This is a genomic window from Microcoleus sp. S13_C5 (assembly GCF_036700845.1).
Taxonomy (GTDB): Bacteria; Cyanobacteriota; Cyanobacteriia; order Cyanobacteriales; family Microcoleaceae; genus Microcoleus.
Window position 1 is genome coordinate 1 of the sequence record NZ_JAUBPR010000154.1, and the last position, 13,009, is coordinate 13,009.

Here is a 13,009-nt window from a genome sequence, read left to right on the forward strand (position 1 = left end):
TATTTGCTTAAATTAAATAAATTGTTGATCCACTCTGTTGGATAGTCGAGCGCGATCGGCCTATAACCCGATCGCGCTCGACTATTATAATTTACTTGGGGACAATTAATCCACCCTGCCCTCTACCAAACGCAGGGGGGTAGCTCAATCGGTAGAGCGCGATGCTATTAATCTTAAATCCTTGACTTAAATGTGATAGCGTGCCCAAATGGGCGGTAAATATAAACCCAGTAGTAAGGTCAGAACTGCTGGGTTTTATGCTAATAATTGATTCAATTCGTTAAATCCGTCAGTCCTGGGCGTATCAAGACAGATGATTTATTGCATCAATCCTCACTGCGAACAACGCGAAAATCCTGCTGCTGCTCAAAATTGTCAGGCTTGTGGCACGGATTTGTTAATTGCCGATCGCTATCGTATCCTTAAACCAGTGCGATCGCCCAATCCCGCACGCCCCACAGACATCTTTGAGGTTGAAGATTTGGGAACAGGGGAAAACGAATGGGGCACTGTCAAAATTTTAAAAGTCTTGAAACACACACATAATCCCGATTTAGTCCGCGTGTTCAAGCAAGAAGCTCGAGTTTTGATTTGGCTGGCGGGAAAGGGCTCAGTTCCCCAAGTCGAACCTGACGGTTATTTCCAAATTAAACTCCCTAATAATTTCCAGAAATTGTCTTGTTTGGTGATGGAAAAAATTAGCGGAGAAAACTTGGCAGAATTCTTAAATAAAAACCAGCCCGTTTCTCAAAAACTAGCTCTTGATTGGCTGCAACAAATGACTAATATTTTGCAGGAAATCCACAAATATCATGTAGTACATCGGGATATTAAGCCATCCAACCTGATGGTTGAAGCCAATGGGAAATTGAGATTAATTGACTTCGGCGCCGCCACAGAAGCAGAGATAGAGACCGCACCCATAGGTTCTGCTGGATACGCCGCACCGGAACAAATTCTAGGTAAAGCAGGCGTGCGATCGGACTTTTTTGCCCTAGGGCGTACTTTTGTACATTTATTAACAGGCATAGAGCCGATTAACTTTCCCCTTAATGAAAAAACTGGTAAAATTAATTGGAGGAACCAGGCTGTAGATATTGACCCGTTACTCCTAGACTCGATCGACGAATTGATAGAACCGCTACCAGAAAACCGACCTGAAAATACCCAAGTTATTTTAGAAAAATTAAAAATTCACGACGCCGACCCCCTGAAAGAGGGGGACGCAACATCGCTTCAATAAATCTGTTCCAACCTGCGAAAATCCCGCTCAACTTCCGCCCACAACGCCCGATTGTGAGGGTCAGTTTTCACAGCCTTTTTCAAATAAATTCTCGCCTTATCAACCTGCTTTTCTCCGATCAAATGCCGTCCCCAGCGCTGATAGGCGATCGCCTGCCACTGACGCACCTCCAAATCTTCGGGAACCCGCTGGGCCAAACCCTCAATCAAGGCGATCGCCCGTGGAAACCTCTGATATTTCAGCAACTGCTGCAATTCAACATAAGCATCTTGCTTTAACTTTTCTTCCGCCGCCGATAAATCTGCCTTAGATTGATCGGGCGGCCCTTTTCGAGTCACTTTAACTGCCTGCGGTTGAGCTTTCACCTCCTGAACCGGCGGTGTCCAAGTAGGCGGCACAGTTGAATTGGCAACTTTCGACTCCGCAACATGGTGGGGGGCAACCTTCACCAGGAACTTATAAGCCTCAGTAATAGCAATAAACTTATTCTTAGCCTGTTCGTTTCCCGGATTCACATCGGGGTGATACTGTCTGGCTAACTGCCGATAAGAAGCCTTAACTTGCGATAAACTCGCGCCAGACCTCAATCCTAACTGTCGGTAATAATCTGCAATATCCATTTAGCATGAATGAGCGTTGATAATTCCATTAAATATGGCAGAATCCTTAAATGTAAAGATTCTGCCAAAATTTACTGCGAACTAGGTTGTAGTGCGACGGTTGCCCGCACTACTGAAGCGAACAAACAACTTACGGACGCTCTTCGATCACTCTGTCAATCAAGCCGTATTCCTTGGCTTCCTCAGCGGACATGAAATAGTCGCGATCCATGTCCTTCTCGATTTTCTCGATCGGCTTGCCAGTATTCTTAGCATAGATATTATTGAGTTCGTGGCGCAGCCGCAGAATCTCTTTCGCCTCAATCTGAATATCCGTTGCTTGTCCCCGCGTGCCCCCAGAAGGCTGGTGAATCATGATTCGCGAGTGAGGCAAAGCTAACCGTTTTCCTTTCGCACCGGCAGCTAACAGGAAAGAACCCATCGAAGCAGCCAAGCCCACACAAATCGTCACCACGTCCGATTTAATGTGCTGCATGGTATCAAAAATAGCCATGCCTGCCGACACCATTCCGCCTGGGGAATTGATGTACAAAATAATATCCTTACCTGAATCTTCCGAATCGAGGTAGAGCATCACGGCGATGATTTGATTGGCAATTTCATCGTCAACGTCCCTGCCCAAGAAAATAATTCGTTCCCGGTAGAGGCGATCGTAGATATTAATCCACTGAGTATCATAACCACCCGGCATTTTGTAGGGAACTTTTGGCACACCTATAGGCATAATTCGGAACTCCGTTTAGTTGGTAATTGGTGATCGGGCAATTGGGCATCGGGCATTGGTAATTGGGAATCGGTAATTGGGAATCGGTAATTGGGAATTGTTAGCCATAAAAAGACTATTGAATAACTAACCAGGGTAGAAACTACTAGCCATTAACCCTTAATTCTTACTCATTCCCCATTCCCCATTACCCATTCCCCATTACCCATTCCCCATTCCCAGTTAGATGACTCCTGCAGGCAGCGGTTTCGGCAATTCTTCCGAACTTTCAAGAACGCGATCGATCAAACCGTATTCTTTAGCTTCCTGGGGCGTCATGTACAGCAACCGATCCATATCTTTAGTAATCTTTTCGATCGGTTGACCAGTACAGCTTGCAAAAATCTCAAGCATCGTCGCTTTATTTGCCAGCACTTCCTTAGCCCGAATTTGAATGTCGCTTGCTTGACCCCGCGTGTAAGCCTTGGGTTGGTGCAACACAATCGAAGCGTGCGGCAAACTCGCCCGAAAGCCTTTTGTACCAGCCGCTAACAGCATCGCAGACATCCCCATTGCCGAACCGAGGCAAATAGTGTGTACGGGCGGCTTAATGTACCTGATCGTATCGCAGATAGCGAAGGCTTCTGTTTCAAAGCCGACGGGTTCGCCACTGTAACCAGAAGTGCCGGTCGAGTTGATGTAGATTTTGATCGGCTTATCCGGGTCTTCGTACTGCAAGAACAACAGTTCAGCGATAATCAGTTCTGTTACCGCAGGCACCAGAGGCATCCCCAGATAAACGATCCGCTCCTTCAGCAACAGGGATGGCAAATCGGGAGGTGGCGTCCGAGAGTTCCCTTCCCCGTAGTATGGCGATTGCACAGCTTTAATTGGTGTGTTCATATAACCGAAATGTTGCCTGAACTGATGGAGCTATTCTTAAAGAAATACTAACGCAATCTTTAGGTATCCCGCATGAAAGTTAGTTTGCTCCCGGTTTTAAACGACCCGAACCTTGATGCTGCAGCGCCCTCGACCCAGCGCCAGCTAGCGATTTCAGTGTCTGCGATGGCAAGCTCGATCGACTCCAGCGTACCCTTAAACCTGTGCCTGATTCTCGACCACAGCGGTTCGATGGGCGGACGCCCCTTGGAAACCGTCAAACAAGCCGCCGGACGGTTGCTAGACAGGTTGAAGCCTGGGGATCGCTTTTGCGCGGTGGCTTTCGATCATAAAGCCAAAGTCCTCGTCCCCAATCAAATTGTGGGAGACCCTACTAGCATTAAACGGCAAATTGAGCAATTGCGCCCGGCCGGCGGCACAGCAATTGATGAGGGCATTAAGTTAGGTATTGAAGAGTTGGGCAAAGGCAAAAAAGAAGCTATATCTCAGGCGTTTCTGCTGACTGATGGCGAAAACGAACATGGCGACGACAGCCGTTGTTTGAAGTTGGCGAAACTGGCCGCCGAGTATAATATGACTTTAAATTCTCTGGGATTTGGCGATAACTGGAACCAGGATATTCTGGAAAAGATTGCTGATGCAGGCGGCGGTGCTCTGGCTCACATTCAGCGTCCTGAAGATGCGGTTGACGAGTTTGGTAAACTGTTTAGCCGCGTCCAAGGTGTAGGTTTGACTAATGCTTATTTGCTATTTTCACTGATGCCAAAAGTGCGGTTAGCCGAACTCAAACCGATCGCCCAAGTTGCCCCGGATACGATCGAATTACCGGTACAGCAAGAGGGCGATCGTTTTATGGTGCGCCTGGGAGATTTAATGAAGGATATAGAGCGAGTAGTTTTGGCTAATATTTATATTGGACAGTTGCCCGAAGGTACACAGGCGATCGGGCAATTGCAAATTCGCTACGACGATCCGAGTGTTGGTCAAGGTTTGCTTTCCGATCCTGTTGCAGTTTCCGCTAATGTCCTGAAAGTTTATCAGCCGGCACTTAACCCGATGGTGCAGCAGCACATTTTAGCTTTGGCTAAATACCGCCAAACTCAACTCGCAGAAACTAGATTGCAACAGGGCGATCGCGCCGGCGCAGCGACAATGCTGCAAACGGCGGCGAAAACTGCTCTGCAAATGGGCGATAAAAGTGCCGCAACTGTGCTCCAAACCTCTGCTACTCGTTTGCAGTCTGGCGAACAATTGAGTGAAGCCGATCGCAAGAAAACTCGGATTGCTTCTAAAACTATTTTGAAGTAATCCGATGATTTAAAATTTTAAATAATTTTAAATTCGGCGATCGAACAATTTGGCGATGCGAAATCGCGTCTACAAAAACGAAACCCGCGCCCAGGCGGGTTTCAATATTATGAGTCTCGCCTGCAAAAAGCGAAAGTCAGTGTATGCCGATTGTTTTAAGCTGTGGATCATGTAGAAGCTCGATCGTTTAGAATGTTTGTATCACCTATCAAGAGTGCTTGTATGAACCAGACAATATCTGATAAAGTACGCTGGACTACCGCCGATTTAGAACTATTGCCAGATAACGGCGATCGTTACGAAATTATTGATGGAGAGTTATTTGTGACTAGAGCACCGCATTGGGGTCATCAACAAGCTATAGGCAACCTCTACCAAGAACTTAATACTTGGTCGCGAGAGACTAATTTAGGACGAGCAGGAATCAATCCAGGTATAATTTTCACGGATGCTGATAACGTCATTCCGGATCTAGTTTGGGCGAGCAATGAACGCTTGGCTATCTTGCTAGACGAAGCAGGCCATTTAACCGCCGCACCCGAGTTAATTGTTGAAGTATTGTCCCCCGGTGCAGACAATGAAAGACGGGATAGAGATTTGAAACTCCGACTCTATTCGGTACGAGGAGTACAGGAATACTGGATTGTGAATTGGCGGTTGCGGCAAATAGAAGTTTATCGCAGGGAAGAAGCAAGTTTAAGGCTCATTGCTACGCTGTTGAGCAATGATGAACTAACTTCGCCTTTGTTGCCCGGTTTTAGTTGTTCTGTCGCTCAAATTTTTGCCTAAATTATGAAATCATCATTTTACAATTTAATTGCGACTCTAGTAATATTTACTATCTTGGGTAATAGATTCCCGGCTGTATCTGCTCAATCCTCAGCATTAATAGCTCAAAAAACAATTGTTCAAAATCCTGCTGAAGATTTATTCAATAGTGCTTTAGCCAAATCAGAAGCAGGAGACATTCAAGGGGCGATCGCCGATTACACCGAAGCCATCCGCCTCAACCCCAACTACGCCAAAGCCTACAACAAACGCGGCATCATCCACGGCCGCAATCTCAAAGATTATCCAGCAGCTAAAGCAGATTTCGATCGCGCCATTGAAATTAACCCCAACTACGGCGACGCCTACTACAACCGCGCCAGAGTCCGCGAGTTCTTAGAAGACAAACCGGGGGCGATCGCCGATTATCATAAAGCAGCCGAACTATATCAAAAAGACGGCAATACCAACGATTATCAAGATGCCATCAAGCATCTTCAAATGCTGCAAGAATAAATGGCTTTTGAAAACATAGTATAATACCTGCGATCGGCGTTCATCCGCATTCATCTGCGGTTAAACATTCCAAATCCACCATTCAAAAAATGCCCGAAACTTCCACCGTCACCGTTACTGTACCCGCTACAACCGCCAATTTAGGCCCCGGCTTCGACTGCATCGGCGCGGCTTTAAGCCTCTACAACCGCTTCCAATTCTTCCGACTCGAACCCTCAGCAACAGAGAAACTAAAAATTACGGTTACAGGCAAAGAAGCCGCCAAAGTCAAGACAGATGACAGCAATCTCGCTTATCTAGCCTTTGTCAAGTTATACGAACACCTGAACCAATCGCCGCCGCCCGTAGCCATACATATAGATATGCAAGTGCCGCTGGCTAGAGGTTTAGGAAGTTCCGCCACAGCTATTATCGGTGGGTTAGTCGGTGCAAATGAATTAGCCGGAAAGCCTTTGAGTCAGGTGGAAGTGATGCAATTGGCGATCGAACTTGAAGGACATCCCGACAACGTTGTTCCCGCTTTACTGGGAGGATGTCGCCTCGCTGCTAGCAATACACCAAGCGGTTCCTGGGAAATTTGCGAGATTCCCTGGCATCCGAATATTGTGCCGGTGGTAGCCATCCCCGATTTTGAACTGTCTACAGCCGAAGCCCGCAAAGTTTTGCCAGCAGATTACAGTAAGGCTGACGCGATTTTTAATGCTGCACACCTCGGTTTGCTAGTGCGGGCTTTGGAAACTGGCAATGAAAACTGGCTGCGCTGCGCCCTCCAAGACAAAATTCACCAACCTTATCGGCAATCTCTGATTAAGGGATATGAAGCGGTGCAACAAGCTGCCCTAAATGCAGGGGCCTATGAAATGGTAATTAGCGGTGCCGGGCCAACGCTTTTAGCTTTAACGGATGTGGCTAACGCTGTGGCGGTTGAGAAAGCGATGGCGGCTGCTTGGATGGAATTTGGGGTAAAGGCTGAGGTAAGGGCGATCGGCCTCGATACTCAAGGGGCGCAAGTCTCCCTTTAGTTATTACTCCTAGACACGCAACATCTACATAACGGTGTTTTGTAGCGGTAATCTCCCCTGGTTGCCCCTCTCCAGGGAATTATTAATATTTCTATTCTCTTCCTCTCTCCTTCAAATCTCTTGAATATCAACTCAAGTCTCTTTTCGATAACTTCTGCCATTCCCTCTACAAAATTTTACATTAAAAAAGTGCAGTCATTATAGGGGCGGATTCACCATAATTTCAGGCTAAAACCAACAATTTTAAAAACCCGCCCCACCACCGATTAATACTGTTAATTAACTGTGACGCAGCGGAAGCTCTATCTGAATTTTAGTGCCTTTACCGGGTTCGGAAAAACACTTGAAATCTCCTTTGTGCTGCTCTACAATTATCTGATAGCTGAGAGCAAGGCCCGATGATATGGGTGGTTCCGCAGGTTTTGCTCCCAAAAATGGATCTGAAATTTGGGCTGTGATATCTTTGCTATTTGCGATGTCGTTATCAGCAATCTCAATAGAAATTCGCTGAGCATCCACCACCTGAGTGGTAATCAAAATCACAGGCTTAAATTTGATGGATTCCAACTCTTCCAACTCTTGAGCCGACTCTTCCAAAACATCGATCGCGTGATTGATGATATTCAGAAAAGCTTGATTGAGCAAACCTGCATAACACTCAATCTGTGGCAAATTGCCGAATTGTTTCATCACCTTGATGTCTCGCCTTCCCTCGCGAGCCGGCAAGCGGTGCTGCAACAACAACAGAGTATTTTCTAAACCGTCCGAAACATCAAATAACTGCCACCCCGATCGATCGCTGCGGGAAAAATCCTGTAGCGACAAAATTATTTGGCGGATGCGATCGCTCCCGGTACGCATGGAACTCACAATTTTTAATAAATCGTCGAGTACGAATTCCACATCCATATCTTGTTGTTTTTGCACAATTTCCGATCCGGGATTGACTAGCTCTTTTTGATACAATCGCAGCAGTTCAATTAAATCGGTCGCATAGCTTTGGACGTGAGTGAGATTGCTGTAAATAAAAGTAATTGGGTTGTTAATTTCGTGGGCTATCCCAGACACCAATTCGCCCAAACTAGACATTTTTTCCGTTTGCAGCATTCGATCGCGCGACAGATCCAATTCTTGCTGGGTTAACTCCAACCGCGCCCTCAACTCGTGCGATCGCTTAGACGCGCGCACCCGCGCCAATAATTCCTGCTTAACTATCGGTTTAAACAGAAAATCGTCAAAGGACACATCCAATTCTTGAATTTCATCAAATTGCTCCGGTGTTGTCAGCAGAATAAAATAGGCTGCCGCCAATTCTCGTGAAGCGAAGCTATCCCGTAGGGAATCGGCTTTCACCAGCCGGCACACCTCCAAAAAGTTGATTTGAGGCGAAGTCCCGTCGCAAATTATTGCATCGGGGGACAATTCCTTCGCCAAGTCTAAACCCTCTTTCTCGTCGGGAACGACTCTCACCTGATGTCCCTCTTGGCTGAGTAACTCTTGGACGACTTGAAAAGTCACAGTATCCGCGATGATCGCCAGAATCTTTGCCATACTTCTACCACCTCCACAAATTACTTTTTAGGATACAACCGCCAGAATTGCGCTGACAGATTTAAAATTCCAAAAGAGTTCAATTCCCTCAAAAAACAGCCCATCCCCGCTCCCTCAAAACCAAAAATAGCTCATACCATTTTAGATTTTATATTTTAGAGTAAAAAATTGGGAATGACTTACTGTATAATAATAGTTGGGAGCTTGCCTAAAGTTGCATATTTTTTGGGGACTGGTATCACTAGAAGGTATAATTTTAGACGGGCAATGCAAAAATGCAAATTTTCTCCTTCGTAATTAATGTTACATCAGAGCTTTCTGCCGAAAGACTGGTGAGGGCGATCGCAGATACTTTCTCAAATTGCGCCAGGAAACAATAAAAAACTTTAAAATCAATTAATAGTATCGTTAAATTCACCTTCTCGGTCAGCGCCTGAGAATGCCAATTACCAAAACCACCTCAACTTTGATTCAAGCCGAAACACTAGAACTATTAGAATGGCCACGCCTGTGTCAGCACTTGGCTACCTTCGCGGCCACCAAACTCGGCGTCGCCGCCGCCCTCGACCTCGAAATCCCGGCAACTCAAGCTCAAACAGCAGAACTCCTAGCCCAAACTCAGGAAGCTTATCAGTTAGAGAGCCGCGCTGGCGGTGCTTTGAGTTTTGAAGGAATCCAAGACATCGGCACTTCCCTGCAGCGAGCCGAACTCCAAGGTTTGCTCAGCGGCGAAGAATTGCTGGCAATTGCTACTACCCTCGCCGGAGCAAGGCAATTGCGCCGGATAATTGACTCTCAGGCAGATGTGCCGACGCTCCAAGAACTGGCATCCCAATTGCGGACTTATCCCGAACTAGAGCAAGAAATCCACCGCTGTATAGACGATCGCGCTCAAGTAGCAGACAGAGCAACTCCTAAGTTAGCAGGAATTAGAGTTCAAATGCGACAGTTGCGCGATCGCATTTATCAAATATTGCAGGGGATTTTGCAGCGCCAATCCAACGCCGTACAAGAACAGCTAATTACCCAAAGAAGCGGACGCTTTGTCATTCCCGTCAAAGCTCCTCAAAAAGATGCCATACCGGGCATCGTTCATGACTCCTCTGCCAGCGGCGCGACACTGTACGTAGAACCCCACAGCACAGTCAATCTTAACAACCAAATGCGGCAGTTGCTCAGGCAAGAACAAGCCGAAGAAGAGGCAGTCCGCCGCGCCCTAACGGAGCAAGTCGCAGCAGTCAAACCTGATTTAGACAGATTGGTGGTGGTAGTTACAACTTTAGATTTAGCGGCCGCTAAAGCGCGTTATAGTTATTGGTTGCAAGCAAATCCGCCTAAATTTATCGAATTGGGAGATCCAGAATTAGCACCAAAAAATCCCGAAAAAGAAGATGAGGAAAACTCAGAAAACAGTCAATTATTAATTCGCAACCTGCGATCGCAAATTACCCTGCGCCAGTTGCGCCATCCTTTATTAGTTTGGCAGCAACAGCACGAGCAAGGCTTTCCAGTCGTGCCGGTCGATTTAACGATCGGGCCGCACATCCGCGTCGTCGCCATCACCGGCCCCAACACCGGCGGCAAAACTGTCACCCTCAAAACCTTGGGATTGGCAGCTTTAATGGCGAAAGCAGGAATGTTTGTTGCTGCCCGCGAACCCGTAGAATTGCCTTGGTTCGACAATATTTTGGCTGATATTGGTGACGAACAATCTTTGCAGCAAAGTTTGTCTACTTTCTCCGGCCACATCCGCCGCATTAGCCGCATTTTAGAAGTTTTAGACGACAATAAATCGCAAGCTGAAGGGGAAGAAAATTCAAACATTCCAATTACTAATTCCCAACAGCAAGACCAAGAAGTCACAGATACACAGAACAAAGTTTCTGCTCTCCCAATCCTCAAACCTAAATTACAAATTTCCCAACCCCAAATCCCAATTACCAAATCCCAATTACCAATTCCTAAATCTTTAGTTTTGTTAGACGAAGTAGGAGCGGGCACAGACCCCTCAGAAGGCAGTGCATTGGCGATCGCCCTCTTGAAATACCTCGCCCAACATTCCCTATTAACAGTTGCAACTACCCATTTTGGCGAACTCAAAGCCCTCAAATATCAAGACTCCCGCTTTGAAAATGCCTCAGTAGAATTTGACGACAATTCCATGCAGCCAACCTATCGCTTGCTGTGGGGAATTCCCGGACGTTCCAACGCCCTCACCATTGCCAAAAGACTCGGTTTGCTAGCATCCATAGTCGAAGAAGCTCAAACCTATGTTGGGGGAGCGTCTCAAGATGTCAATCAAGTGATTGCTGGACTCGAAGCACAGCGCCGGAAACAGGAAACCAAGGCCAGAGAAGCAACTCAACTGCTACACCAAACCGAAAAACTGCACAGAGAAGTTTCTCAAAAAGCAGCAGCTTTGCAAGAGCGGGAGCGAGAACTAAAAATAGCTCAGGAAGTGGCAGTAAATGAGGCGATAGGGTCGGCAAAATCAGAAATTGCTCAAATCATTCGTCGCTTGCAGTCGGGCAACCAGACGGCTCAAAATGCCCAACAAGCGACAGATACTTTAAATCAAATTTCCGAAAAACACCTGCCCTCTCGGCAACAACCGGCTAAACCCAAACCGAGTTTTATGCCGAAAGTGGGCGATCGCATCCGCATTCCCAGCTTGGGCCAAACCGCCGAAGTTCTCAGCGGCCCCGATGCTAACGAAGAGTTGAGCGTCCGGTTTGGGATTATGAAAATGACTGTCAAACTGGGAGAAATTGAATCCCTCGACGGTCAAAAACCGGAAACGAAAGCTCAATTAGCCAAGGTAGCAGCCCAAGCACAAGCACTCGCTACGGCTAAAGCTAAGCAAGCAGCGGCGGAACCTGCAAAACCCAATCCCGAAATTGCCATTCGCACTGCTAATAATTCGATCGACTTACGGGGTGCGAGAGTCTCAGACGCAGAAATCGAAATAGACAGAGCTCTTTCCAAAGCCGTGGAATACGGAGTGCTGTGGATAATTCACGGCAAAGGTACGGGACAGTTGCGGCGCGGGGTTCACGAGTTCCTCGCCAATCACCCGCAGGTTTCCCGCTTTGAGCTCGCCAGTCAAAAAGAAGGAGGTGCAGGTGTGACGGTGGTTTATTTAAAATAGTCAGGATTTACGCATTTCCGGTTGACTCGTAATTATATAGTTGTCTGCTGCAAAACAAGTCGCAAGGAACATATCATACTGATGCAACCGGAAGGGATACTATACTGCAAATGTGGCATAATTAAGAGTTGATTTACCACTTTAGTAACTGCCTGACTAATGAAAAAAACTCCTTCAAATGAAGTTTTGGTTGGCGACTGTCGTGAAGTGATGAAGACATTGCCAGAAAATTATATTTCTGCCTGTATCACTGATCCACCTTATAATTATGAATTTATTGGTCATAAATGGGATGACTCAGAAATTCAAAGGCGTATTGAAAGAGTTAATGACAAGAAAAATAAAACCCTTGTTAAAAACATTCCCTATGGCAGTGGTTTAGCAGGTGGAGTCAGAAACGAAAAATGGTATCAAAGGAATCGCAACAACACTCTGGATTATGAAAAGTGGTGCTGTGAGTGGGGTGAGCAGCTTTTTCGGATCTGCAAACCGGGTGCGACAGTTTTAGTTTTCAACAGCACACGGACTGTTGCTCACGTACAAGTAGCACTTGAAAGTGCTGGTTTCTATGCGAGAGATATTCTTGTTTATAAAAGATCGAGTGGTATCCCTAAAGGTGTCAATATCAAACAACAGTTAGAGAAGAAAGGATATGAAAATTCTGAACAATGGGATGGTTGGCACAGTTGTCTGAGGAATGAATGGGAAGCAATCTGCGTACTTCAAAAACCACTGGTCAATAATTACTTGGAAACTCTACAGGAGTATGGTACTGGTCTATTTTATACTAAAGATGGGTTCGGTGGTTTTCAGTCAAATATTTTAGAAGGTATACAGCGTGAGAAAACCGAGGAGTTTAACGTCCATTGCACAGTTAAACCAATCGCTCTAATGAGAAAGCTGGTCGAAATATTTGTACCGCGTTTGGAAAATTCTATTCTAATCGATCCTTTCGCAGGATCGGGAACCACATTGCTGGCGGCGCAAGAATTTGGCATTAGGTATGTTGGGATTGAAATAGTACCTGACTACATAGAGATTATCAACAAGCGCCTTGATAGTTTCAGCGGTATACAGGGAATTCTCCCACTTTTTCAATAAGAAATGACTTTAAATCAAACCCGCTTATTGTTTTTATGAACTCAAACGAATCGGGAGCGTGTCACTTTTGCGATGAGTATAAATACTCATGAACCCCACCATGACTTTTTTACCGATCATCAGTAT

The 13,009-nt window shown here is 46.2% G+C and carries 11 protein-coding genes; 7 read left to right on the forward strand and 4 right to left on the reverse strand.

The genetic code is table 11. From position 1 onward, the window contains the following. The first annotated feature begins 313 nt into the window (after positions 1 to 313). Positions 314 to 1,243 (forward strand): serine/threonine-protein kinase, encoded by a 930-nt coding sequence (locus QUA04_RS25950; RefSeq protein WP_333262656.1) that lies wholly within the window; start codon positions 314 to 316, stop codon positions 1,241 to 1,243. Here the strand turns inward: QUA04_RS25950 and QUA04_RS25955 are convergent. The 3 genes from QUA04_RS25955 to QUA04_RS25965 form a co-directional block, all read right to left on the reverse strand. Continuing rightward, positions 1,237 to 1,863 (reverse strand): J domain-containing protein, encoded by a 627-nt coding sequence (locus QUA04_RS25955; RefSeq protein ID WP_333262659.1) that lies wholly within the window; start codon positions 1,861 to 1,863, stop codon positions 1,237 to 1,239. The two genes, QUA04_RS25950 and QUA04_RS25955, sit on opposite strands and share 7 nt — an antisense overlap. A gap of 130 nt (positions 1,864 to 1,993) precedes the next feature. After that, positions 1,994 to 2,587 (reverse strand): ATP-dependent Clp protease proteolytic subunit, encoded by a 594-nt coding sequence (locus QUA04_RS25960; RefSeq protein ID WP_190741966.1) that lies wholly within the window; start codon positions 2,585 to 2,587, stop codon positions 1,994 to 1,996. Positions 2,588 to 2,809: 222 nt separating this feature from the next. Continuing rightward, a complete protein-coding gene (locus QUA04_RS25965; protein ID WP_333038231.1) occupies positions 2,810 to 3,469 on the reverse strand; it encodes an ATP-dependent Clp protease proteolytic subunit in 660 nt (219 codons plus the stop codon). A gap of 72 nt (positions 3,470 to 3,541) precedes the next feature. On the opposite strand from QUA04_RS25965, the gene QUA04_RS25970 reads away from it, so the two are divergent. From QUA04_RS25970 to thrB, 4 genes are all read left to right on the forward strand, one after another. Next, positions 3,542 to 4,777 carry a VWA domain-containing protein gene (locus QUA04_RS25970; protein WP_333262661.1) on the forward strand — a complete coding sequence of 412 codons (1,236 nt, stop codon included), beginning with the start codon at positions 3,542 to 3,544 and terminating at the stop codon, positions 4,775 to 4,777. 222 nt (positions 4,778 to 4,999) lie between these two features. Next, positions 5,000 to 5,566: a Uma2 family endonuclease gene (locus QUA04_RS25975; protein ID WP_333262663.1), complete on the forward strand. Its 567-nt coding sequence runs from the start codon at positions 5,000 to 5,002 to the stop codon at positions 5,564 to 5,566. A gap of 3 nt (positions 5,567 to 5,569) precedes the next feature. After that, the gene (locus QUA04_RS25980; RefSeq protein WP_333262666.1) at positions 5,570 to 6,061 is read left to right on the forward strand and encodes a tetratricopeptide repeat protein; all 492 of its coding nucleotides are present in this window, start codon (positions 5,570 to 5,572) and stop codon (positions 6,059 to 6,061) included. Positions 6,062 to 6,150: 89 nt separating this feature from the next. Beyond that, positions 6,151 to 7,083, forward strand: a complete 933-nt coding sequence (gene thrB / locus QUA04_RS25985; RefSeq protein WP_333262669.1) for a homoserine kinase — start codon at positions 6,151 to 6,153, stop codon at positions 7,081 to 7,083. Positions 7,084 to 7,362: 279 nt separating this feature from the next. Here the strand turns inward: thrB and QUA04_RS25990 are convergent, their stop codons facing one another. After that, complete coding sequence (locus QUA04_RS25990) at positions 7,363 to 8,634, reverse strand: ATP-binding protein (RefSeq protein ID WP_333262672.1); 1,272 nt, start codon at positions 8,632 to 8,634, stop codon at positions 7,363 to 7,365. A gap of 466 nt (positions 8,635 to 9,100) precedes the next feature. Between QUA04_RS25990 and QUA04_RS25995 the strand changes: the two genes are divergently transcribed. Both QUA04_RS25995 and QUA04_RS26000 read left to right on the forward strand, forming a co-directional pair. After that, complete coding sequence (locus QUA04_RS25995; RefSeq protein ID WP_333262677.1) at positions 9,101 to 11,782, forward strand: endonuclease MutS2; 2,682 nt, start codon at positions 9,101 to 9,103, stop codon at positions 11,780 to 11,782. Between the two features lie 159 nt (positions 11,783 to 11,941). Further along, a complete protein-coding gene (locus QUA04_RS26000; protein ID WP_333262675.1) occupies positions 11,942 to 12,883 on the forward strand; it encodes a DNA methyltransferase in 942 nt (313 codons plus the stop codon). The last annotated feature ends 126 nt before the right edge of the window (positions 12,884 to 13,009 follow it).

What these genes read in the sequence shown, in the direction of transcription:
- QUA04_RS25950 (WP_333262656.1), top strand. Translation starts at nt 314, where the DNA reads ATGATTTATTGCATCAATCCTCACTGCGAACAACGCGAAAATCCTGCT.
- QUA04_RS25955 (WP_333262659.1), bottom strand. Translation starts at nt 1,863, where the DNA reads ATGGATATTGCAGATTATTACCGACAGTTAGGATTGAGGTCTGGCGCG.
- QUA04_RS25960 (WP_190741966.1), bottom strand. Translation starts at nt 2,587, where the DNA reads ATGCCTATAGGTGTGCCAAAAGTTCCCTACAAAATGCCGGGTGGTTAT.
- QUA04_RS25965 (WP_333038231.1), bottom strand. Translation starts at nt 3,469, where the DNA reads ATGAACACACCAATTAAAGCTGTGCAATCGCCATACTACGGGGAAGGG.
- QUA04_RS25970 (WP_333262661.1), top strand. Translation starts at nt 3,542, where the DNA reads ATGAAAGTTAGTTTGCTCCCGGTTTTAAACGACCCGAACCTTGATGCT.
- QUA04_RS25975 (WP_333262663.1), top strand. Translation starts at nt 5,000, where the DNA reads ATGAACCAGACAATATCTGATAAAGTACGCTGGACTACCGCCGATTTA.
- QUA04_RS25980 (WP_333262666.1), top strand. Translation starts at nt 5,570, where the DNA reads ATGAAATCATCATTTTACAATTTAATTGCGACTCTAGTAATATTTACT.
- thrB (WP_333262669.1), top strand. Translation starts at nt 6,151, where the DNA reads ATGCCCGAAACTTCCACCGTCACCGTTACTGTACCCGCTACAACCGCC.
- QUA04_RS25990 (WP_333262672.1), bottom strand. Translation starts at nt 8,634, where the DNA reads ATGGCAAAGATTCTGGCGATCATCGCGGATACTGTGACTTTTCAAGTC.
- QUA04_RS26000 (WP_333262675.1), top strand. Translation starts at nt 11,942, where the DNA reads ATGAAAAAAACTCCTTCAAATGAAGTTTTGGTTGGCGACTGTCGTGAA.